Source organism: Rufibacter sp. DG15C (assembly GCF_001577755.1).
Lineage (GTDB): Bacteria > Bacteroidota > Bacteroidia > Cytophagales > Hymenobacteraceae > Nibribacter.
Genome location: NZ_CP010776.1, coordinates 860021 through 883748 on the forward strand (window position 1 = coordinate 860021; position 23728 = coordinate 883748).

Below are 23728 nucleotides of genomic sequence, written 5' to 3' on the forward strand. Positions count from 1 at the left end.
CTAACCCTTTGCCAACCGTACAGGGTTTAGACGTGCGGGTAACAGGTTTGCGCGCAGGGCACATTACTTAACACATACTACTATGGCAAACACATCAAAAATCATTTATACCATCACAGATGAGGCGCCGGCCCTGGCCACGCACTCGTTCCTGCCCATTGTAAAGGCGTTCACCAAAGCGGCCGGCATTGAGGTAGAAACCAGAGATATCTCCCTGGCGGGCCGTATTCTGGCTACCTTCCCAGAGAACCTTTCCGCAGAGCAAAAGCAGTCTGATGACCTGGCAGAGCTGGGCGAACTGGCCAAAACCCCAGAAGCCAACATCATCAAATTGCCTAACATCTCGGCCTCTGTACCGCAGTTGACGCAGGCCATTAAAGAATTGCAGAGCCAAGGCTATAACATTCCAGATTACCCGGCAGACCCGAAGACCGACGCCGAGAAGGAAATCAAAACCCGCTACGGCAAAGTGTTGGGCAGTGCCGTGAACCCGGTCCTGCGCGAAGGAAACTCTGACCGCCGCGTAGCCGATGCCGTGAAACAGTACGCCCGCAAGCACCCGCACTCCATGGGTGCCTGGACGGCAGACTCAAAATCACACGTGGCCCACATGACCGATGGTGATTTCTATGGCACTGAGCAGTCTGTGACCATGGACCAAGCCACCGAGGTGAAGATTGAGTTTGTTTCTGCTGACGGAACCACCACTACCCTAAAAGACAAACTGGCCCTGAAAGCCGGCGAAGTGATTGACTCATCCGTGATGAGCAAGAAAGCCCTGCGCGCCTTCTATGAGAAAGAGATTGCAGATGCCAAGGCATCTGGTATTCTGTTGTCATTGCACTTAAAAGCCACCATGATGAAGGTCTCTGACCCTATTATGTTTGGCCATGCCGTGACCGTGTTCTTCAAGGATGTATTCACCAAGCACGCAGAGACCTTCAAGCAAATTGGTGTAAACCCAGACAACGGTTTAGGCGACCTGTACAACAAAATCCAGACCCTGCCGGCAGACCAGAAATCCCAGATTGAGGCTGACTTGAAAACGGCCATAGAGAACGGCCCGGCCCTGGCCATGGTAGACTCAGACAAAGGCATTACTAACCTGCACTTCCCTAATGACGTGATTATTGACGCCTCTATGCCGGCGGCCATTAGAACGTCTGGCAAGATGTGGGGCGCAGACGGCAAAGCCCATGACGCTAAGTTCATGATACCAGACCGCAACTACGCGGGCATCTACCAAGAGGTGATTGACTTCTGCAAAGAGAACGGCGCCTTTGACCCTAAAACCATGGGCACCGTGCCTAACATTGGCTTAATGGCCCAGAAAGCCGAAGAATACGGCTCACATGACAAGACCTTCCAAATCACGGCCAGCGGTACTGTGCGCGTGGTAGATGCCTCGGGCAAAGCGGTAATGGAGCACAAAGTAGAGGAAGGCGATATCTGGAGAATGTGCCAGACCAAAGACCTGCCTATTCAGGACTGGGTGAAACTGGCCGTGACCCGTGCCCGCATCACCGGCGCGCCTGCCATCTTCTGGCTAGACCCGAAGCGTGCGCATGACGCCAACCTGATTAAGAAGGTAAACCAGTACCTGAAAGACCATGACACCAACGGCCTGGAGATTAAAATTATGTCTCCGGTAGAAGCTATGCGTTACTCATGTGAGCGCGCGGTTGCCGGTAAAGACACCATCTCTGTAACGGGTAACGTACTGCGTGACTACCTCACAGACTTGTTCCCGATTATTGAATTAGGTACTAGCGCCAAAATGCTTTCTATTGTGCCCTTGCTAGACGGTGGCGGGCTGTTTGAAACCGGTGCCGGCGGGTCTGCCCCTAAGCACGTACAGCAGTTCGCTGAGGAAAACTACCTGCGTTGGGATTCACTGGGTGAGTTCCTGGCCCTGGCCGTTTCTCTGGAAGACCTGGCCTACAAAACCAAGAACGACAAAGCCGCGGTACTAGCCGAAGCCTTGAACCAAGCCAACGCCGAGTTCCTGGAGAAAGACAAGTCACCGGCCCGTAAAGTAGGTGGCATTGACAACCGCGGAAGCCACTTCTACCTGGCGCTTTACTGGGCTCAGGCCCTGGCCGAGCAAACCAAGAACGAGGAGCTGAAAACCCGTTTCACGGACTTGGCCAAAGGCTTAACGGAGAACGAAGACAAGATTGTACAGGAGCAGATTGCGGCCCAAGGCAAACCCGTAGACATGGGCGGTTACTTCCACCCAGACACGGCCAAAGTTGCCGAAGCCATGCGCCCAAGCGCCACGTTGAACTCTTTCTTAGACCAGTTCTAGGAGGATAAGTTATAGAAAAGGAAAGGCCGCTCGGGAGAAATCTCAAGCGGCCTTTTCATTGTGTCTTATAAATGAGTAAAGCTTGTGAACGGTCACATTAAAAAAACCTAACAGAGCTAAAGGATTAATTATTCAGTACACCAAGTAGAAGCCCTAAAACCCCCAAAATAATAGCTGGTAGAAACAAATTCATAAGAGCAAATACATAGTTGAACCCCTGCACCTTTGCTATTCCTATCACTAGAATTCTGATAGTGAAAACCCAACCAATCAGTCTGATTAAATAGTTAACCTCAATAATCTCTCCGCTTACTGCAAACAAGACCAGTACGTAGGTTAAATAAATGACCTCAGGAATGAAAGCAAGCGATACAATCAACGCCATTTGATGGAAGGTAGCTTTCCCATTCCACATCTTTCCAATCAAGAGGTACATGTAAGGAAGAAGGAATTTCAAGGCCAGCCAAATAAGCACTGTTTGAAACAGAAGAAAAACAAGCCCGCCTGCAACCCCAAATGTAGCAAACACCTTATCCTCCCCTACACTTAATAAAGAAGCTGTCAACCCAGCTATTAGGAAGTTGAGATTAAGAAGGCTTGTGCTTAACCCATTTTCAAGAAGGAAATCTATTGTCGCAGATGTTTTTGTCCAAATTTTTGTATAAGGGTTCATTATTTAGATTAGTAACATCAAGTGTAGTCAATGGTCAAAGCTAGCGTTTAGACAATGTTATTACTAAACTTTTCTATTACTCCATTTATAGAATAATGTGAAGTGTTTTTTCCACAAGAATAGAGGATGATAAGTTCTAAATGTATTACAGCAACTTTCTTAGTTTACCAGGTAAGATAAAGTCCTGCCAGGCAGTTAATAAACCTCCACCTTATGATTAGCTGGCGCTTCAATTGCTAGGCTGTCTCTGGTATTTTTCTGAACGGTTATCGCCGCGAAGAGGCTCAATAGAAAGGACATCCCGTAAAAGCCTTTCTCGCTCAGAAATAAATCTGCGTTCCAAAGCCCTACGGTGAGAAGCACTAGCGACACGATGGTAGAAAACCAGGCAATCCCATAATACATACTAGAAACAGGAATACCATCTAATTGGTCACGCACGCTTTTTTGCAGAGAGATGGCTGAGAACAAACCATACATGAGAATGGTAAAGTAATACCCTTTTTCATTCAGCATCATGTCGGCGTTCCATAGCCCAATGATGTAGGCACTGATACCAGTAAGTAGAACAAAATAAGAGGCTGCGGCAAATACGTTGGATGGTTTCTGATTCATCTTTGTTTTTAGTTAAATGATGAATCAAAGGTAGAGGAGGTCCCAATCCTTTCTTTTGACATTTGTCAAAAAGCGAAATGCTATACCTGGCTTCTTATTCTGCTCAGCGTTTCCTGACTAATACCCAGGTAAGAAGCCGTTTGCCCAAGCGAGATTCTGTGAAGAATGTGTGGCGAGTTTTCTAGTAGCTGTTCATAGCGCTCTTTAGCCGTTTTAAACTGCATGGCCATAAACCGCTCTTCCAGCCGTATGTAGTACTGCTCATTGATAATGCGGACAAGTCGCTCTAGGTCATGATGCGCATCAAACAACTGGTGCAATGCTTCAGAACTAATGCTCCACAAAGTAGAATCCTCTAAAGCCTGTATGTTTTCTACCGCTGGCTTTCTAGAAATAAAGCTGTAAAAGGAGGTGACAAAATTATCCTCGAAGCCAAACCAATAGGTAATCTCTTTCCCGTCTAGGTTATAATACCCTCGCAAACAACCTTGCTCAAGGAAATACAAGTTATTGCAAACTGTCCCCTCTTTTACCAAGAAGGAATTTCTTGGAATCTTAATTTGGGTTAAAGCTTTCGACAAGGCTTTCCAAGCTTCAGAAGAAATAGGATAGTACTTTGATATGCAATTATATAATGCATTCATTTAAACCTATTATTTTTAAATGTAATACAAAAGTCCCGCAGTTTTAACACAGGAAATAAACATAGATTATTAATTATTTAATAGCAGAACTAAAAGCAACAACCTTCAATAGAATGAATATTATTCAACCGATTTTACTATGATTATGCAACATCTATATTTTTATTATTTAATCCATTTTAAACCTTTGCGCCCAAACCGCTTGTTGAACAGAATCTAATCCGTGGTTAGTCAGAGAATCATACAAATCGCCTTCTTTAGCAACTTTGTTGTGAAAGTAAGTAATTACTACCATCAACTGCTCTCTATCTCCACCCCAAAGCTTTGATAGGCTATCGTTAGCCAAGTTTGCATAATGTTTATTTATATTAAAGTGTACCTGCTCATGCAACAAAAGGTCCTTATCTCTTATACCTATTGATGCTTTTCGGTAAGACTTTGATTTATCCATACATGCTATAACTATGGCCGGCGGATAGTTATAAGCGATGTTGACTTTACCATAGAATGCATTAGTTATAAAAGCGTCATATTTTGAAGTATCACCTAATTCTAATCTCTCAGCATCATCTATTACTCTAAAATCCTCAAACGTCAGGTTGGGTTTCCAAGGAACATAAATATCGGATACCTCTGAACGCATGAAAGTTTCATGAGGAATTACTAGAAAAATTGAAGTAGTTAAAATTGCAACGAGTAAGGCTTTAGTTATATAACCAAGATTTGGCACCGATGACTTTACCTTATAAACCCATATTGATATAGACACAAGAAGGAGAGCACAAACTGTATTGTAATAGGTGTAAGTTAACATTACAGGAATAGTTAACATCAAAAGGCCTATCAATAAGGCAATATAAGCTGACGAGGAATCATCTTTTAACAACCAACTTATAGCCTTGACTATCGAAATTATGAATAGAATTATTGGCGTAAAGAATACAAAACCACTAACGCTACCAGATAATAATATTATAATGCTATAGACTATTCCCATAACTGAGAGAATAATGACTTTTGGATTATTCATTCGTCAATTCAAAAATTATTAAAATCAGCACTCTCTAATGAAAGGTAGCTTTTATAGTACAACTTCACTGAATAAAGGTAAAACAATGATTGATTGAGATGGATATAATACCAAAAATACGATTTACTATTAGTATTAGCATGTATTATCACGTGTTTGTTAGTTGTATTGAATAAGATGAGCACTTTAATACCCTCATTAGATTTGTTTGCAATTCCCCAATTTATTGTATTCCCTAACAATAATCCCTTCTACCAGTTAAAGTAAAAACTTAAGCCTTAACCATGCCCAATCCCACCTCACCCAACAACCTAACCATCATCCTCGCAGGAGCCACCGGCCACTTAGGAGGACTCATTGCCGAGGAGTTGCGCAAAAGAGGCGCGCACGTGCGGGCTTTGGTGCGGATGGAAACCGAGGCTGGCAAACGTTCTGCCTTGCAAGCCCTGGGCGCCGAGGTGGTGGAGGTGGATTTTCAAAATGCACCTGCCTTGACCCAGGCCTGCCAAGGTGGGACCTGCGTGGTGAGTGCTTTGTCTGGCTTGCGGGACGTCATGGTAGACACCCAGACCCAGCTCTTGAACGCGTCTGTACAGGCAAGCGTGCCCCGGTTTATTCCCTCAGACTTCTCCATTGATTTCACCCGGCTGGCCTATGGCAAGAACCGCAACCTGGACTTCAGGAAGGAGTTTAGCGAGGTGCTGGACAGCGCACCCATTGCCGGGACCTCGGTCCTGAACGGCATGTTCACAGACTTGCTCACGGGCCAGGCGCCGGTGGTGCTGTTCCCGTTAAAGCGCATCCTGTTCTGGGGCAACGCAGACCAGCCCCTGGATTTCACCACCATTGCCAACACCGCCCAATATACCGCCCTGGTGGCCCTAGACCCCAACACACCCCGCTACCTGCGCATCGCCGGCGATGTGCAATCGCCCAGAAGCCTGCAACGCGTCGCCAGCCAGGCCACAGGTCAACCCTTTAAACTCTTGAGAGCCGGCGGGCTGGGCGTCCTGAACGCAATGATTAAAGTGACCAAGACGCTTATGCGCAACAACCAGGAAGTGTTTCCGCCGTGGCAAGGCATGCAGTACCTGCGCGACATGCTCAGCGGAGAAACCAAACTGGCCCCCCTGGACAATGACCGCTACCCAGGCATGCGCTGGACCAGCGTGCAAGAAGTGCTGGCCACTAAAAAGTAAAACCCGTTTTTGGCCTGTTTTCTGTAAAACAGGCCAAAAACGGGTGCTGTATTTCTGCTGGGCAAGATAATCTCCCCAGCCAAACGGTTTAGCGGTTGGCCACAATGGCAAACTTCTGGTGCTTGGTATCCAATACCAGCGTAGTTCCCAAAAAGAGCTTATTGCCCGTCATCCCGCCCATCCCCGAAAACCGCATCAAGGTAGTATTTATGAAACTCATGCCCTCCATGTAGGTGGCTTGCTTGACAGGAATCTGCGTCTGGCCGAACGTGGCCGTTTTGCTGGTGTTGATGGTGAACGCCGTGAGGGTAGTGCCCCAGGAATTTACCTTGGTCGTGTCGGTATGGCTTCCTTGGTCGGCCAGTTCTTTCCAGGTAGACTGGTTGGTGAGCAACTCATAGGCGCTGGCGCCGGTGTCAAACATCAACTTGGTTTCTTTGCCGTTGATGGTAGAAGGGAGCATGACGCGTCTGTTCTCAAATTCAAAGTCCAGCATGGGCGTAGAAGCCGGAATCTCTTTGGGCAATTGGTCGCCCCAGAAGATGACGCCTTTGGGGTAGTCAATGGCCACCACCTTGTTCTCAATAAAGTCTGAGCCCAGCGTGCCAATCACTTCTACCTGGGTAGTGTCTTCCCAGTTAATGCCCGTGGTCCCGTTGGCCAGCACTTTCATTTCTGTAGCCGTCACCGCCAGGTCACCCACATTGAATTTCATGTCTTGCAAGGACAGGCCGTTCTCTTTTTGGTGCAGGTTATAGGTGCCGTACTTTTTCTGAAGCGCCTCTACTTTGCTTTGGTAGAAAAGCGAGTACGGCGCGCCCGTGTCTAACTGCATGTAGAACTTCTTAGAAGAACCCGGCAAGGTCACCGGCACCAAAAGAAAAGCATGAGTATCATTGGCATCACCGCGCCATACAAACGGAATGTAGTGGGCCTGGTTGGCCATGTGCAGTTGGTTGGCAGGCGGGGCAAACTTCTTCTTGAAGTAGAAGCAACCTCCTACTGAGCTCAGGATAAACAGTACAACAAAAACGAGGGAGAGTCTTTTCAGCAGTTTCATAGCAAGTGTTTTTTTTCTTGCAATGTTAGGGCAGAGACCAGCGCTTGAACACGCCACTCTTACGCCATATGCCCGCCAAACACACGCCAAGGCCGTTTTTGCCTATGACATTCTTACGCCATTCCTGACAAAGCTAGTATTAAGTGTGTTTTACCCGAACAAATAGAACCCTACGGGATAGAGATTTTGGCTGGTTCTCAGCTTAACCGCACCATACAAAATGGCCGCAATGTTGAGCGCATAAAAGAAGAAAAACGTCCCGAGGACCAGAAAGCCCAGCCTCACCTGGAAGTAATACGCCAGCGCTAATTGGACGCCCAAGGCCAGCAACAAACCCAGGTGCATGCCCACACACCACAACACTTGAAAGTTGACCACTCGCGCGCCCAAGACTCTGGCCTCTGACCCTTCCGGCTGTTTCCTCCAGAGCCACAACGGCACTAGAAAACCCAAATACGGCAACACCAGAAACGCGAAGGACGCGATGTTCAACTGTTGCAACCACATGCTGAGCGCCCCCGGCGAATGTATCATCGGCTGAACCGCAGGCGGGGCCACCTCCTGCTCCACCGCCACAGGCAGAGACGGCACTTCGGATTCTTCCGGCCTGGCAAATTCCTCCACCGGTTTGCCCAAGGCCTGCGCCAAAGATTTCAGGGTATAGCCCCGCGGGATGCTCTTGCCCCCCTCAATCCGTTGAATGGTCCTCAAGCTGATTTGCGAAAGGTCAGCCAGGTCTTCTTGTGACAAGCCTTGGCTCTTTCTATAGGTGGTGACTTTATCAGCTAGGTTCATGAGGTTCAAGCAGAATAGGAATGCAGAATTCTTTCCTTAAAAGTAAGCAATAGTGGGTAGCGGTTTTTGCCTAGCCTGTAAATTCTCTTGATATCATTAAGCGTTTTTGGCATCTATTCCAGAAAACAGCCTAAAAACGCTTTATAGAAAATATAGGAGGGCTCAATCTTACTTCCGCCACTGTGTGTTCTGAGCATGGCAAGTTTATTTAGAAGCCCGCAATCTGGGCATCAAGCCAGTTCGTAGGTCCCTACATATGAACCACTTAAACACATCTTGCTATGAAAACAAACAAACATTTTGCCTTCGGGCTTTCGGGATTTCTCTCCATTTCCCTGTTATTTTCTTCTTGCTCTACAGATGAGCTTGAGACCTTGACCCCACAAAACGCGACGGCTATTGACGCAGCTAAAAAGATGGACAGCCCCACCCTTTTTTATGCGCTTACCAATATGAATCAGTTGGTGAAGTACAGCTCCAACCAAACCATACAGGAGATGAGCGCGGTTAGCATTACCGGCTTACAAAGCGGCGAGAGCCTCTTGGGCATTGATTTCCGGCCAGCCACGGGCCAACTGTATGCCGTTAGTAACCAAAGTAGATTGTATGTGATTGATCAAATGACGGGGGCTGCCATGGCTATAGGTTCTCAGCCCTTCTCCCCTGCCATTGAGGGCACAGAGGTGGGCTTTGACTTTAACCCGACGGTAGACCGCATTAGGTTAGTGACCAACACAGGCCAGAATCTTCGTTTGAACCCCATCACAGGAACAGTGGCTGCCATTGACGGTGATTTGAACCCAGGAAACCCGGCGGTAGTAGCCGCGGCGTATACCAACAGCATGGCCGGCGCTACGTCTACCACCCTGTATGACATTGACGTAAACACTGACAAGCTCTACATTCAGTCTCCTCCTAACAGCGGCGGATTGGTAGAAGTAGGTAGCCTAAACGTGCAGGCCTCCGGCGAAGGCGGATTTGACATTTCCCCAGGCAACTCCATGGCCCTTGCTGTTTTGTATGGCCGGGGTGGCGGCGATGCCGATCAACAAGAAGAATCAAACGGCAACAAATACCGGTTCTACTCCATTGACCTGCAGACGGGCAAGGCGAAGAACCTGGGCAAAACAGACCGAGCCGTAATTGGTATTGCCATCATGCCAACTGGCAACTAAGCCATTCGTTCTCTCTTGGGTAGTTTCTTCAACCCACCCCATCTTAAACAAAGAAGCCGTTTCAATCTAGTTGAAACGGCTTCTTTGTTTAGTGAGCATCAGCAATAGACTTTCTTTTACTGAGATGAGTATCCTTAATGGCAACTGCCAAGATACCTTGGCCAACTTTGCTTGTACAGGGAATGATTCTACTATTTCCCCGCCTCCAGGCTTTTCAGCTTTCTTCTGGTTTCTGCTACTTCCTCCAAAGACAGTGCCTTTTTAAAAGCTTCCATGGCTTTCTTCTTATTACCTACCGCCACGTAATAGTCGCCCATGGAATCATAGAGGTTGCCCACGGCGGGGTAGTTTTCAAGGTTTAATTGGAAAAATTGGTAGGCCTTGTCATACCGTTTTTCGCTCAAAGAAATATAACCCAGCGTATTCACTGTGGTCATGTCCGGCAACACTGGGTATTGTAGCATAGCAGACACGGCACGGTAATGATTTTTGATATAGTCTACGGTGATGGTAGGATCTTTTAAGTCCTTGTCTAGCTCATATTTTTTGAAGAGATACCGCAGGGCGTCGTACTGCGCCGGGAACGGCACCGAACCATGATTGTCTTCTGGGTAGTACTTCCAGGCCCAGGCCAGGTTCTTGCTCTTTCTGAGCGTCTCCCTGAACAAGAGGTGGTTTTTCACATTATGATTGCCTTGCGTTTTGTCCTGCACTACCCGCACGGTATCCATCCCCTTCTCCATGGTATTGGCAACAGCATAGAAGAGGCTTTCATTAGCGTAGTCTTTTTGCGTGAGGGCTTTCTCGGCCTGTTTCATGATGAGTTGCTTGTCCCACCAAATGCTAGGGTCAATGGCCACATACGATGCAAAGAGGGCTGGTTGGTGCACCAGGGCCTGCAAGACGGTCAAACCGCCCAGGGAGTGCCCTACCAGCATGCGGTACGGCTGGGTTTGGTAGCGCTTTTCAATGTAGGGCATCACTTCCTTTTCCAGGAAGGCCATAAAATTGGCTCCTCCGCCCGATGTCTTTAAATCATTGGCCGGCTCACCACTGGCCCAAAACGGATAATGGGTGGGCGTCAGGTCGCGTACCCGGTCTGTGCTTTCAATGCCGACAATGATCATTTCGGGCATCTTGCCTTGTCCGCTCACGTAGTCCACCGTGCCGGCCATGGACATAAAAAAAGCCTCGCCGTCTAACAGGTACATGACTGGGTAACGCGTTTTCGCGCCGTCCCCAGATTTAGGCACATACACCCATAGGTTTAGGTCTTCCTTTAGAATAGCCGAGTGAATGGTCTGCTTGGTGCCTATAGTGATGGGAGCATCAGGCTGTTTAGCAGTTTGTGCAAAGCAAAAGGTTGGAAGCAGTAATAAAAGGAAAAGAAATACTCTCATGAGAGATGAAGGGGAAAGAATGGGTTTTGCGCCTTTATAGCAATAATGCCTCTAAGGTAAACGGATTACTTAGCACAAGCTTAAAGAAAGACTATATATAATTCTGATAATATTGGAAAGAGGCGTTTAAAGAAGAGGAAACTACCGTCCCTCACCGCTTATAATAGCTAAAAAGAAAAGCCATTCGTTTTTGGCCTGTTTCCCAGAAAACAAGCTAAAAACGGATAGCCTTACACTTTCTTCACCCGACCGAGATCAGGTTTATCTACTTTTGGAAGCTCTCTTGCATGGCGGTCTTCACCAGCGCCTCATACTCCAATAGCGCTGGAGCGCCTGGTTGCAGGCCAATTAAACAATGAATCTGCCCTGCGAAGCACTTATCCCAAACCTTCACGCCGGCTTTTCTCAACTTAGAAGCATATAAAATACCGTCCTCCCGCAGAGGGTCAAACTCGGCGTTGATGATGACCGCCGGTGGTAATCCACTCAAGTCTTTGGTGAGAATAGGCGACACTTCTGGGTTGTTGTACTGATTAGGCGCATACGTTTCTACCGCGAAGTAGCAGGCGTCTTTGGTCTGGAAGTAGCCTTTGGCGTTCTGCTGGTAAGACACAGACGTTTCCATGTGCTGGGGCCTTAGGTCCACCGGCAAACCGTTCATCACCTGCAGTTTTATCTTTTTAGCGATGCCTTCCTTCTTGGCTTTCTGGGCGATGACTGCCACCAGATTAGCACCGGCGCTGTTGCCTAGCAAGACAATGCGGTCAGTATCTCCGCCCAGACTTCTGCCATGTTGCGCTACCCATATAAATGCGTTGTAACTGTCATTGACTGCCCCCGGGAACCTATGCTCTGGTGCCACCCTATAATCAACGGCTACCACCACAGCCCCATACGTTTTAGACTCCAGCCACAAAGAGTGCTCCAGGCCCGGCAACAACGGCGAGATGAAGCCACCCCCATGGTAGTTGATGATGATGGGCGCGTTAGTCGTTTTAGAGGCATTGAACACCAAGACCGGAATGCTGTCTGCCGTGATCTTCATTCTCCGCATATCTTCTTTGGGATAAGGAATGGCAGGCGGACCGGCAAATTTGATCTGCTCCATGGGCATAGCCCTTAACTGGTCCAAGGTCAAATCCTGATACCCTATCATTTTCAGAAAGCCCGCTACGTTGGGGTCCAGCACCCGCGAATTGCAAGCCTGCGCCAAAACCACTGACGTGTTAAAAATGAGAGACAGAAGGCTTAGACTGGTGAGCAGGAAGAATCTCTTCATGGAGTTTTTCTTTTATATGTAGCATTCCATCCGGCATTATTACAAAACGCTACAGAATAAGACTCAAGAACGAAGAATCGCCCATTTCTCTTAGCTTATTTATATAGCCTTTAAGCTATACCTCCTCTCGTTTTTTGCCTGTTTTCATCGAAAGAACCCAAAAACGAAGAAGGGACAACCTGTGGTCATCCCTTCTTAATTATTCATTCTGTATGAAGCTCAACAATGGTGAGGCGCTGTGATTAATTGAAATTGATCGCTTGCTGTCAGCCTTACTTCTCAATGTCAGTAAGCAGGCTTTCCATATCGGTTAAGATCTTGTTGTAGGACCTTAGCACCCAATAAGCGAAGGCCAGAAACACCGCCACTCCTACCGGCACCAGCACCGTCCAGAGATACGGAATCTGAGACAGGTCTTTGCCTTGAATGGCCGCTAGCACGGGCAGGGAAACAAACAATAGCACCAAGCCTAACAACACGTTGATTTTCTGTAGCCGCTGGAACCTGATCTTCTGCCGGGCAAACGTCTGGATGGTTTCTACATACGACGCCACTGAGATGTTCACACCCCTAACCGCGCGCACCGAGGCCAGCGACAGAATGGGCAATACCAACAGTACCACAATAGTCAAGCCTGCCAAGACTTGCATCCAGAACCCTTCTATTTTAGTGAGGTACACACTCACGTACCCGGCGGCGGCGTAGCAGACCAAAGTCCCGGCCAACTCAGAATACTTGATGCTGTTCAACCTAGCGTGATACCTCTGGCGCTCTGTCTGCTCTACCAGATGAGTGGTTAAGATTTCTTGTTGTTCTACCCGTTGGCTTAGTTTCCCCCAAGCCTGTTGCATTTCTTCTAGTTCCATTATGCAGGTTGTTTAACTAGTTGCGTTCTTAGTCTTTCTTTGATGCGCGAGATTCTAGTGCCCACGTTGCTGGGCGTGATGCCAATGATAGAGGCAATCTCCTCGTACTTCTTGCCTTCCAGAAACAGCAGGATGATGCCTCTGTCCAACAGGTTGAGGCTCTGAATCTGAGCGTAGAGCTGTTGAATCTGCTCCTCCTCGTTCTGATCATAATCCTCGGCCAGGCGGTCTGCCTCCAACTCCAACGGAATGGTGCTGACCCTACGCTTAGTTTGATTTAACTGCGAAATAGCGGTGTTCAAGGCCACGCGGTACATCCAAGTGCTCAGCTTAGAATCCTGTTTAAAGGACCCAAACGATTTCCAGAGCTGGTACACAATCTCCTGCTGCAGGTCACTCCTATCATCTGGGGTGTTGGTGTACATAGCCGACACCTTAAAGATCAAGCCTTTATTTTCTTGGATGACGCTGGTAAATTGCTGGTGTAGGTCCATGTAAAATCGATCTTCAGCCCATTAGTGTAGCAAAGCGAAGGAAAATCACAGACACGGGAAGAATTATTTTCAGGGCAGGAGGAATAGGCGTTTTTGGCCTGTTTTGGTGAAACCAGACTAAAAACGGAGGTAGGCTACACTAGACAGTGCGCTATTAGCGGTGAATGAAAGGAAACGAAAGAAGCGTTAAACTTGCGCACTCTGCTTTCTGGTCAGCTTAGAGACCACAAATAAGAAAGCGGGTCTGATGGCCAGGTAAAGCACTGCAGTAATCAAGGAAAGAACAAGCCCAATACCCGTTGGTAGAACCGCCCCGAAGGTGAAGGTCATCCCCAGCACAAAACCCAGTAGACACTGCGCACGGTAAACCGGAAGAAATAAGGCTAAGGCAAATACGCCCAGGAGCATAAAGCCCGGCACATTCGTATTGCCCAGCGTAAAGAAGACGGAAAGGACCACGCCAAACAGCAAGGCCCCGACAAACCGATAGAGGACGTGTTGCATTGATAGAACTGTATTAGAATGCGCGAATACCCTTTTTTCTATGCGGTATAAGAGAATCCACGTCAGGACAGGCAACAGAAGCGCTCCCCACCAATTAGAGAAAGACGGCAAGGTTTCATCTGCCAGGATATGGTGACTGGGCACGCCTCCATTATAATGCTGATAACCCAAGAGCGACCAGATAACAATGGCTACCAGCGCCGTCAACCAAATCCTTACCCTTAAAAACGATGCTTTGCTCATAGTCAATTCTTAAAAGTGTTAGAATTTAGTTACTGCCTATGAGTCGCAGGGGAGGCTTACTTATTACTCGTCTTCTGCTAATAATTCAGAGCATTGTACTAACCACTAAAGTATTGGAGTGGCTTAATCGTGTTTGAGCTATTCTAAGGCATCTCGGCTTGATGTAAACTTATATTAGATGAGCGCTTCATAAGTTTTTTAGCCACATCGTTTTTAGCCTGTTTTTCCAGAAACAGGCTAAAAACGCAGAAGGAGAAACCACCGGCCTCTCCTTCTGCAAAATCTAATGTCTAGTATCTAATTACTAACGTCTAACCCCTAATACCCAAACAGCTCTTTCAAGTTCAACTGCTTCACGGTGCCGTACTTGGCCAGTTCCTTGAAGTTGAGTTTGTCTTTGGAGCCGATCACCAGGATGGTCTGGTTTTGGCCCTTCACGAACTGCTGTTGGAAGGCTTTGATCTGGTCCAGGGTCAGGGCGTCCAGACTTTCATAGATGTCACGTCTAATGTCATGGTCAATGCCCAGTTTGCGGGCCTGCTCATAGTTCATCAAGATGGCCGTCTTGTTGATGCGCTCCGTAGCAATGCTGTTGCGCACCGAGGCTTTGGCATTCGCGAAGTTGGCTTCTGCCAGCGGGAGGTCATTCAGGAGTTCCTGCATGCCGGCCATGGCCTCCGGTAACTTATCTGATTGCGTTCCTATGTAGGAGAGAATGTAGTTGGCGCGGTCTTTCTTGCTGGCATTGGCAAACCGTGAACTGGCAGAATACGCCAAAGCTCTGGACTCGCGCAGTTCCTGGAAGACAATGGCGCCCATACCGCCGTCAAAATACTCGTTGTACAGCCTGATTGTCGGCACCAGTTTCGGGTCATAGTTGAGTGACTTGGTTAGGAACAGCAACTCGGCTTGTACCATGTTGTAGTCGGTCCAGTAGACCTGGCGTTTGGTGATGTCCAGCTCTTTGAACGGCTTTTCGGCGGGCACGGGCTTTAAGGTAGCCGGTACTATGTGACCGGTGTTGAGCGTGGCGGTGATAGCCTGGAGTTCTCTTGGGCCGTAGTACAACACGCGGTGCTGGTAGCTGGGAATGCTTTTGATCAAGGCCACCAGTTCTTGCGGTTTCACCTTCTTCAGTTCCTGCTCAGACAAGATGTTGGTGAACGGGTTCTTTGGACCATACTTGGCGTAGTTGACCATGGCCACGCTGTGGATGATGTTCTTGTTAAGCTTGGCGTCTTTGCGGTCCTTCAGGATGCCGGCCACCATATCACTCAGGGCTTTCTGATCGGGTTGCGGATTCTTTAAGAGACTTTCGAACAGGTTCAGGCCCTGCTCCATGTTTTCATCCAGGCCAGACAGAGACACATAAATCTGGTCCTGCCCCGACGACACGTTAAACGAGCATCCAATCTTGAAGAACTCCTTCTGTAGCTCCTCGGCTGAGTATTTGTCGGTGCCCAGGTACTGCAGGTAGTTCACCGCCAAGCCCAGCTTAAGGTCATTGTTGGTGCCCATGTCCAGCACGTAGTACAGGTTGAACAGGCCGTTCTCCTTGTTGCGCGTGTAGTACACCGGTATACCAGCCTTCAATTGCCCCTGCTGAATGTCTTTCTTGTAGTCCACAAACTCAGGCTGAAGATCAGATACCGGCTTGCTGGCTACTGTTTTGTAGTAGTCTGACTGCGCCTCGCGGTTGGCGGGCACCGGGGTGATAGTTGGCTTCTCTACCTTCTGCGCGTTGGGGTCTTTGCCGGTCCGCTTGTAGATTAGGGCGTAGTTGTTGCCGTAGTAGCGGTTGGCCACTTCCATCACGTCCTGCTTGGTGATCTTGGCAAACTCTGCGTCCTGCTTCACATAGTCGGCCCAGTCTTGGCGAGCAATGAACGCATCCACGAAGGCCGTGGCGCGGGCCTCGTTGCTTTCATAGGCTTCCATCTGGCTAATCTTGTTCTTGTTGACAATGGCCGGAATCAGCCAGTCCTCAAACTGACCTTTCTTCACCAGCTCAATCTGCTGTAACAACAGATCCTTCACCTGGTCCAGGCTCTGTCCCTGGCGCGGATTCCCAGACAGGAAGTGCGCACTGTAGTCATTGTAGATTTCGGCGAAGGAGCCTGCGCCCAGGGCCGCCTGCTTCTGGTTGATGTTTAAGTCAATCAAGCCCGCCTGGCCGTTGCTCAGAATCTGACTGATCATGCGTAACACTAAAGCATCCTTAGATTTCACCCCCGGGAACCGGAAGCCCAGAAACACGCTCTCGGCGTCTGGCCCTACCACTTCTTTAACCACCGGTGCCGTCAGTGGTTTCTCCTGCGGTGCGTTGTATACCGGGTCTGTCTTCTTCTGCCACTTTCCAAAATACTCATCAATGATCCTGATGGTTTGGTCTGGGTCCAGGTCGCCGCTCATGGCAATAGCCATGTTGTTGGGCACGTAGTATTTGTCAAAGTACTTCTTGATCTCGGTAATGGACGGGTTCTTTAAGTGCTCTACCGTGCCAATGGTAGTCTGCGTCCCGTACTGGTGCGTGGGGTACAAGGCCGCGAAGGCCGCTTCAAACACCTTGTTGTTGTCTGAGTCCAAGGAACGGTTTTTCTCCTCGTAGACTGCCTCCAGTTCTGTGTGGAACAAACGGGGCACCATTACGCTCAGGCGCTCAGATTCTAGCATTGCCCAGCGCTCCAGTTGGTTGCTTGGGATGTCTCCGTAGTAAATAGTCTGCTCTACCCAGGTGCTGGCGTTGGAATTCTGCATACCCATAGAGGCTACCAGCTTGTCATACTCATTGGGGACGGCATATTTGGCGGCCACACCCGAGATGGAGTCAATCTGGTGGTAGGTTTTCTTCCGGACGGCCGGGTCTTTCTGAGTGCGATACAGTTCATACAGCGCCTCTATTTTGGCCAGCTCCACTTGCTCCTTTTCCCAGTCTTTCGTGCCCAGTTTGGAGGAACCCTTGAACGCCATGTGCTCCAGATAATGCGCCAAACCCGTGGCATCTGCCGGGTCATTCTTACTACCCGCGCGCACGGCAATGTACGTTTGAATACGGGGCGCATCTTTATAGTCCGTTAGATAGACCGTCAGGCCGTTGTCCAGTTTGTAGATGCGGGCTTTGAGTGGGTCGTTCGGGACGGTGGTGTAGGTATAGTCCTTGGCCTTTGGCGTAGCGGTCTGCGCCTCAGGTGTAGTGGTTTGTGCTGCTGGCGAAGGCGTGCTGGTCTTACACTGGGTAAACAGCATTGCGCCTATTAGTGAACAGGCTATGAGTCTTTTCTTCACAGGTATAGGATTGAATGAAATTCTACTTAAATAAAGCAAAAAGCAGGGAAATTATTGTCTTAGGCAAGGATTGAGTTTCGATAAACTAACCGCAATAGACAATGACCAAGGGAGTTCGTTTTTGGCCTGTTTTCAGGAAACCAGCCTGTTTTCAGAAGGAACCTGTAGGCGATGAGATAATAATTCTAGTGTTTGCAGGGCTTCGTGCTCATGGCTGGTGCGTAGTTCATAGGCGGGCTCATCTGCGGTGGCATACAAACCCACCGTGTACCATTTCACCAAGGCAGGTTCCTCCCCCGGAAGGTCATGGTCTGTCGGGATCAGGTTGGTCGTCAATACCACGCGTTCAAAGGCAGGCAAGGGTGCCCATTGGCCAAACTTAATCCCAAACATCAACAAGTATTCCCGCACCCGACCTTGCTCAAAATCCAGTTGAAAGCCATGGTGCGTAAACTTGAACAAAACACCCAAAACCATTAGCAACGCTCCCACCGCCAACATCTGCGTCTGGTTCACCTCCCCACTCCACCACCATCGACTGCTCATCATCAACGCGCCTACCAACAACAACCCATACCCGGCGTAACTGAGCGAGCCAAAGAAAGAATCTGTTTTGCGGTCGAAGATGTGGGACATGTGGGAAGTTAGTAGCTGAGGGGAAAGGTATTAATGTGGAAAGGCAAATCTATATCCTTTTCCTCTATTGTCATCCTGAAAGGATTTTGTGGGAAAACTAGAAAAGCGTTGAAGTAAATGCCTCCAATGCAATCACCTAAAGAGTTAATTTTTAAAGCTTGTCAACTATTATTTTACAACTCTCCATCGAATCCCTTTTTAAGATAAGCTTTCTCTCTATCATTTAAAGGACGTTTTCTATAATCAGAATATATAGCATACACTTCATCCAGTGATTTTATGCCTGCATCAGAAACTGCTTTTCCCCATTTATAAATGGCAAGGCTAATGTTTGCGGCGTAAATCCCGGGTTTTACCTGTAATCCGTCATATTCATGCCCCTTTATAGAAGTGAAAAAGTCAAACTTACCACCTTCCTGCGATTCCTTAAGTATGTATGCCTTTAAATCGGATTGAGAAGACACTTCATTAGTTGCTTGGGTATTTTGACCAAGAGCCTTTTGAGTACAACTTGAAAAGACAAGCAGTAGTAAGATTAAACTACAAAGGGCCTTTGACATGATGTATTATTTTTTATTGAAACAACAGAGGAGGCAATTAGCCACTATCATCAATTACTTCTTGACTAATATAAAGTCTTTCCCATTATAGAGATAGAAATACCCTTTCGCCTCCACCACTTGCTCATTATTACCGCCTGGGTTCAAAACTACTGAATCGGCGTCAAAACTAAACTTGAGGTTAGAGCCTGTTTTCTCAATCTTTATCACGTTTGAGACATCATCATAATCATCCAAAGCCAAATCTATTCCAGCTACGTCAATCTCACCAATTTCCTTTATACCATTTTCATTTAAGGAGAAAACAATGTTTCCCCAAGAGTACTCCGTCCCAATTTCTGCAAAGACAAGCAAAGGAGATTGAGCATTTAATGCGTAGAATTTAGGTCTTAGTATATAGCTGTCACCTTGTCCTTTGGAGCGGAAAACTAATTGATCTGCTTGGTCTAGCACCAAGAGCCTTACACCAATATCAGACTCAGATTCATTGGGAGATAATTCCCCTATCTGTGAATCAAACGCCCCGAACAAAAGCTTATAATTCTTATATCTATAAGCCTCATTCACACTGAAGTCTTTGTAAGACGCATTAGTCAATGTATCTAAGCTTATTTGAGTATAAAAGCTTTGTTTAGAATTGATTATTGACTGCTCAAAATTTTCTGGCGCTTGGCCAGTGTGCTGAACTGTTGAAGAGCAACTAATTAAGAGGGTTGCACAAAGCGAAATGGTCACTATTCTTATCATACAGTATTAGGTAAGCTTTGAATAACCTTTACTACTGCTTGCCCACAAGTTCCTTTTAGGACGACTAAAAGGAGAGCGATATTACCTTTCGTGAATATGAAGGCAACAGCTTTCTACTTAAAAATCTGTGTCCAGTCCAAGGCGGTTTTTCAGCTCTAACAAGCCTGGATACAACTCTGACAAGTAATTGAAACGGTCTTGTGAGGTGTAGAGATTGCGGCCGATATTTTCCTGCTGGGCTACTTCAATGTTCACCTGCAGGCGGTTGTGGCCCAAGCTTTGGCGCAAATACAAGAGTAGTTCAGGCTTGAAAGAGTTGAACTCGGCTACCTGCACGTCATTCTCCACGGTCAGACGCACCTCAGCGCGTTCCACGTCAAAGGACCAGTCGCGGTTCATGATGGTTAACTCCAGCGTACGGTCCGTTTGCTTGACGCGGTCCACGTAGGCTTGCCACAACCGTCTCAGCTTCTCTTCATTAATGGCAGGAAGGGAGCCGGGCACGTAGGCCTCGGTTTCTTCTTCCAGCACGTCTATGGCCGGGGCTGCCGAAGCAGCCACCTTTTCCTCTATGTTCTTGAGGCTGGGCAGTTTGGACATCTTGCGCCCGGCCAGCGGCGAAGCGATGGGCGCGCGCAAGGGAGCGGGCGTAGTCACCGGCGCAGCGGGCGCTATCATAGAAGGCACCGGCGAAGGCGCCTCTTCTGGATACGTGTCAAAGATGGGGTCCTCGCCAGCATCCATGTCTGAGGGTGCCGTATTGTGGTGCGTTTCTGGGCTGTTTTTCTCAAAACCAGCAGAAACCGAGGGTGCTGAGGCAACTGCTACCGGAGCAGAAACAGGAGCTGGGGCGGGAATAGCAGTTGCAGGAGCCGCAGGTGCGGCTACGCTGGAACTTCCATTAGTTTTTTTTTTGACGTCCCCGGTAAGAGAGACGTCTGAGGCCAGTTGCAAGGCTTGCGGCAAATGCGCCAGTTTCATGAGCAACAGCTCCACGTGCAGGCGCTGGTTCTTGGCGGCTTTAAAGTTCTGGTCACAGGTACCCACTAGGTTCAAGCCTGACAGTAAGAAGCTCAAACTGGCTTCCTGCGCCTGTTGCGCGTACCGGGACTTAATGTTCTCAGAAACCTCCAGCAATTGTACCGTCACCTGGTCTTTGCACACCAACAGGCTTCTGAAGTGGTCGCCAATACCCAAGATAAAGTTATGGGAATCGAAGCCGTTTTTCAAGATCTCGTCATACAGTAACAAGGTGCCGCTCAGGTTCTGCGTGAGCAGGTAGTCGGTCAGCCTGAAGTAATAGTCATAGTCCAGAATGTGCAGGTTCTGCACCGTGGCCTTATAGGTCAAATGATTACCCGAGAAGGTCACCATCTGGTCAAAAATGGAAAGCGCATCGCGCAGGGCGCCGTCTGCCTTCTGCGAAATCAGGTGCAGGGCGTCTTCTTCGGCTTCAATGTTCTCTTTGCCCGCAATGCTGCCCAAATGCTGGACCATGTCTTCAATGCGAATGCGGTTGAAGTCAAAAATCTGACAGCGGGACAGAATGGTAGGGATGATCTTATGGCGCTCCGTAGTGGCCAGAATGAAAATGGCGTAGGACGGTGGCTCTTCCAGGGTCTTCAAAAACGCGTTGAAGGCTTGGTTGGAGAGCATGTGCACCTCATCTATGATGTAGATTTTGTACTTGCCCGTCTGCGGCACATAGCGCACCTGCTCCACCAGACTTCTAATATCATCTACGGAGTTGTTGGACGCCGCATCCAGCTCATGGATGTTGAACGAACTGCTGGTGTTAAAACTTTTGCAGGAGTCACAGACGTTGCAGGCCTCAGTCTCTGGCGTGATGTTCTCACAGTTGATGGTCTTGGCCAGAATACGCGCGCACGTAGTCTTGCCCACCCCTCTTGGACCGCAGAACAAGAAGGCCTGCGCCAGATGGTTACTGCTAATCGCGTTCTTTAAGGTAGTGGTAATATGGTGCTGGCCCACTACACTGTCAAAGGTAGCAGGACGGTATTTTCTAGCCGATACAACAAAATTCTCCATCGCTCTACAAAGTTAATCGATTCTCTTTCTATTTGGAAAGGAATAAAAGCACGCCCGCAAGGTTCTTGATTTTGTGCAATGGCTCGTTCGTTTTTGGCTTGTTTTGGTTGAAACAGGCCAAAAACGAGAGCAGAATGCTAATTAGCAGTTAACTTATAGTGGAGACCGAAAAGAAGGTTTGTGGAGTTGTTTCTGACGGGATAATCTTTGTTCTCTGAATTATTGGCCAGCCCTAAATTATGTCTTACTTCAGCGCTAACCACTAACTTAGTTGATAAAGCATGTTCGTAGCCAATACCTGCCACCACGCCCAAGTCTATCTTCTTATCCCGCTCTATCTCTTGCTTGTCTCCTCGCTCAGTTTTCAGATCATCCTTTAACAGATACGCCCCATACGCCCCTCCAGAAACAAATAGACCTGTGTTCCTAAGATAAGCGCCTACCAGTATGGGAACAGTTATGTAATGGTACCTAAAATCTACTGTGTAAATGCCATCGCCGGTTGGTTCAAAAAGGGCAGGGTCTGAGGTATCAAACATTTCCTCAGGGTAATTAATCACGTAGCCCTTGTTTTCATACAGCACATTCGTCTTCAAGAAGAACTTGTTGAATTGGTATTGGCCAGAAATTCCTACTGCCTTTCTAAAGTCAGCTTCAGTTTTGATGTTATCATTGCCTCTGACGAATGTATGGGTAGGGCCTGCCACAATGCCTAATTGCAAGGTGCCAGGGGCCTGTTGCGCCAATCCAGAAGCAGAGGCTATTATTACTAAGGAAAGCGTAAGGATTAAATTTTTCATATTATAGAATTTGATATAACTCTCAAATATAGAAAGGTGAACAAACAACTTAAATGGTATTTCAGGAAGTAGTGGTTGTAAGAAAATCCCCCCTTTTGTTTTTGGCCTGTTTCCCATAAAAAAGGCCAAAAACATAGTATCTCTTATAAACCAAAAAGCTAGGTAAATTTTATCTAAAAGGATACTTCACAAAACTCACCTGGCCCATGGCGTCCTTCTCATACTTGGCCAGGCAGTGCTTTTGGTATTGCGCGTCAAAGTTCTCCTGGCCGGGAGCCACGGTCTCAGGAAAAGGCTGATCCTTTAAGAAGAAGTAGATTTTAGTAATGCCGTATTTAGTATGCGGCATAAACTCGCCGTACTGTTGCATCTGGTCCCAGAGGGTGTCTTCTACCGTGACGGCGTAGATCCGCTGGATGGGGCCGGTGTTGTTCTCGTTTCGGTAAAAAGCTACTTCATTAAACTCACCAGAGAGATCATCTATGCTGGGCTGGGTGAAGGCATCTTTCACAAACCAAATCACTAACAAGGCGCCTAGGGCTATCAACAGGTATTTTATTTTCTTTCCAGACATGGTGCTTCTCTCAGGGTATCTAAAGGCTAAGCCAGTTTCTGGGCAAAGGTAAGAAACGGAAGCCAGGTTATGAGAGCAGCTCAAACGCAAAGACTCCCCCAGGGAAGCAACCGCTAAACGGCGTCTTCCCTGGGGGAGTCTTTTTAAAAGAAGCTTATCTATCTTACCGGGGCTGCACCTGGCGCTGGCGTCTTCTTCATCATGGCCATCACATCGCCCTCTGGGGTCATTTTGAAACTTGCGTAGCTAAGAAAGGTATCCTTTTTAAGGACGCCCGCCAGGTTGGCTTCAAATTCCTTTTCAATCTCGTTTAAACGGGTGTCTAACCCGGCTTGGTCATGGCTGTACATAGTGAGCGCCTCGGTCATTTTAGAAACCCGAGCAAAGTTCAGCTCCTTCACCTTTATGTATTCTAACTCATTGAGCCTCAACACCTGTAACATCTTTTTAGAAACCATGGCAGAGGTTTTGTCTGCTTCAGGGCTGCTCTGGCCGAAGGCTACATGAGCAGTACCAGAAGTGCCTAACAAGAATATGACCAACAGTGCACTAATGAAGTTTTTCATGACGCTATAGCTTTAATTAGAACAATAGTAATATTAATTTGACTTAAATCATATAACTATAGCATTTTTATTTTTAACACATCTAATAACCGCCTATCTATCAGGCATGAAAGAATTCTTACCGGTTTCTGACAAAAGCAAAAGAGAGCAAAATGAGAGATAACATTTTCTACAGGATTTAGTACATGCAATACCACCAAAGAACTGATTAGCCTCTCCAGAAGCT

The 23728-nt window shown here is 47.7% G+C and carries 22 protein-coding genes; 3 read left to right on the forward strand and 19 right to left on the reverse strand.

Annotated features, from left to right (window positions below):
* Window positions 1-82: 82 nt before the first annotated feature.
* Complete coding sequence (locus TH61_RS03565) at window positions 83-2308, forward strand: NADP-dependent isocitrate dehydrogenase (protein ID WP_066505968.1); 2226 nt, start codon at window positions 83-85, stop codon at window positions 2306-2308.
* Window positions 2309-2432: 124 nt separating this feature from the next.
* Here the strand turns inward: TH61_RS03565 and TH61_RS03570 are convergent, their stop codons facing one another.
* From TH61_RS03570 to TH61_RS03585, 4 genes are all read right to left on the reverse strand, one after another.
* On the reverse strand, window positions 2433-2981 hold the full coding sequence (locus TH61_RS03570) for a hypothetical protein (RefSeq protein ID WP_066505970.1): 549 nt from the start codon (window positions 2979-2981) through the stop codon (window positions 2433-2435).
* 195 nt (window positions 2982-3176) lie between these two features.
* Window positions 3177-3596 carry an inner membrane protein YiaA gene (gene yiaA, locus TH61_RS03575; protein ID WP_066505972.1) on the reverse strand — a complete coding sequence of 140 codons (420 nt, stop codon included), beginning with the start codon at window positions 3594-3596 and terminating at the stop codon, window positions 3177-3179.
* 80 nt (window positions 3597-3676) lie between these two features.
* Window positions 3677-4102 carry a Crp/Fnr family transcriptional regulator gene (locus tag TH61_RS03580; RefSeq protein WP_231862294.1) on the reverse strand — a complete coding sequence of 142 codons (426 nt, stop codon included), beginning with the start codon at window positions 4100-4102 and terminating at the stop codon, window positions 3677-3679.
* 307 nt (window positions 4103-4409) lie between these two features.
* Window positions 4410-5270, reverse strand: a complete 861-nt coding sequence (locus TH61_RS03585; protein WP_066505978.1) for a hypothetical protein — start codon at window positions 5268-5270, stop codon at window positions 4410-4412.
* A 284-nt stretch (window positions 5271-5554) separates the two neighbouring features.
* Here TH61_RS03585 and TH61_RS03590 point away from each other — a divergent pair, with 284 nt between their 5' ends.
* Entirely contained in the window at window positions 5555-6469 is a 915-nt protein-coding gene (locus TH61_RS03590; RefSeq protein ID WP_066505985.1) for an NmrA family NAD(P)-binding protein, read from the forward strand.
* A gap of 88 nt (window positions 6470-6557) precedes the next feature.
* Here TH61_RS03590 and TH61_RS03595 read toward each other — a convergent pair whose 3' ends face one another.
* Both TH61_RS03595 and TH61_RS03600 read right to left on the reverse strand, forming a co-directional pair.
* Complete coding sequence (locus tag TH61_RS03595) at window positions 6558-7529, reverse strand: hypothetical protein (RefSeq protein ID WP_066505986.1); 972 nt, start codon at window positions 7527-7529, stop codon at window positions 6558-6560.
* 150 nt (window positions 7530-7679) lie between these two features.
* Window positions 7680-8324, reverse strand: a complete 645-nt coding sequence (locus tag TH61_RS03600; RefSeq protein ID WP_066505987.1) for a helix-turn-helix domain-containing protein — start codon at window positions 8322-8324, stop codon at window positions 7680-7682.
* Window positions 8325-8605: 281 nt separating this feature from the next.
* Here TH61_RS03600 and TH61_RS03605 point away from each other — a divergent pair, with 281 nt between their 5' ends.
* A complete protein-coding gene (locus tag TH61_RS03605; RefSeq protein ID WP_066505989.1) occupies window positions 8606-9499 on the forward strand; it encodes a DUF4394 domain-containing protein in 894 nt (297 codons plus the stop codon).
* Window positions 9500-9690: 191 nt separating this feature from the next.
* Here the strand turns inward: TH61_RS03605 and TH61_RS03610 are convergent, their stop codons facing one another.
* From TH61_RS03610 to TH61_RS03670, 13 genes are all read right to left on the reverse strand, one after another.
* The gene (locus tag TH61_RS03610) at window positions 9691-10899 is read right to left on the reverse strand and encodes an alpha/beta hydrolase-fold protein (RefSeq protein ID WP_066505992.1); all 1209 of its coding nucleotides are present in this window, start codon (window positions 10897-10899) and stop codon (window positions 9691-9693) included.
* A gap of 265 nt (window positions 10900-11164) precedes the next feature.
* The gene (locus tag TH61_RS03615; RefSeq protein ID WP_066505995.1) at window positions 11165-12178 is read right to left on the reverse strand and encodes an alpha/beta hydrolase; all 1014 of its coding nucleotides are present in this window, start codon (window positions 12176-12178) and stop codon (window positions 11165-11167) included.
* Between the two features lie 272 nt (window positions 12179-12450).
* Complete coding sequence (locus TH61_RS03620) at window positions 12451-13044, reverse strand: hypothetical protein (protein ID WP_066505997.1); 594 nt, start codon at window positions 13042-13044, stop codon at window positions 12451-12453.
* A complete protein-coding gene (locus tag TH61_RS03625; RefSeq protein WP_066505999.1) occupies window positions 13044-13538 on the reverse strand; it encodes an RNA polymerase sigma factor in 495 nt (164 codons plus the stop codon). The genes TH61_RS03620 and TH61_RS03625 overlap by 1 nt, the downstream gene beginning before the upstream one ends.
* A gap of 186 nt (window positions 13539-13724) precedes the next feature.
* A complete protein-coding gene (locus tag TH61_RS03630) occupies window positions 13725-14285 on the reverse strand; it encodes a hypothetical protein (RefSeq protein WP_066506002.1) in 561 nt (186 codons plus the stop codon).
* 318 nt (window positions 14286-14603) lie between these two features.
* Window positions 14604-17570: a pitrilysin family protein gene (locus tag TH61_RS03635; protein WP_231862295.1), complete on the reverse strand. Its 2967-nt coding sequence runs from the start codon at window positions 17568-17570 to the stop codon at window positions 14604-14606.
* Window positions 17571-17702: 132 nt separating this feature from the next.
* Complete coding sequence (locus TH61_RS03640; RefSeq protein ID WP_066506006.1) at window positions 17703-18206, reverse strand: hypothetical protein; 504 nt, start codon at window positions 18204-18206, stop codon at window positions 17703-17705.
* 173 nt (window positions 18207-18379) lie between these two features.
* Window positions 18380-18766, reverse strand: coding sequence for a hypothetical protein (locus TH61_RS03645; protein WP_066506009.1), 387 nt, complete (start codon window positions 18764-18766; stop codon window positions 18380-18382).
* 54 nt (window positions 18767-18820) lie between these two features.
* On the reverse strand, window positions 18821-19513 hold the full coding sequence (locus tag TH61_RS03650) for a hypothetical protein (RefSeq protein ID WP_066506013.1): 693 nt from the start codon (window positions 19511-19513) through the stop codon (window positions 18821-18823).
* Between the two features lie 117 nt (window positions 19514-19630).
* Complete coding sequence (locus TH61_RS03655; protein ID WP_066506015.1) at window positions 19631-21562, reverse strand: DNA polymerase III subunit gamma/tau; 1932 nt, start codon at window positions 21560-21562, stop codon at window positions 19631-19633.
* Between the two features lie 137 nt (window positions 21563-21699).
* Entirely contained in the window at window positions 21700-22497 is a 798-nt protein-coding gene (locus TH61_RS03660; protein ID WP_066506017.1) for a porin family protein, read from the reverse strand.
* 34 nt (window positions 22498-22531) lie between these two features.
* A complete protein-coding gene (locus TH61_RS03665) occupies window positions 22532-22936 on the reverse strand; it encodes a hypothetical protein (RefSeq protein WP_066506018.1) in 405 nt (134 codons plus the stop codon).
* Between the two features lie 158 nt (window positions 22937-23094).
* On the reverse strand, window positions 23095-23502 hold the full coding sequence (locus tag TH61_RS03670) for a hypothetical protein (RefSeq protein WP_066506019.1): 408 nt from the start codon (window positions 23500-23502) through the stop codon (window positions 23095-23097).
* Between the last annotated feature and the right edge of the window lie 226 nt (window positions 23503-23728).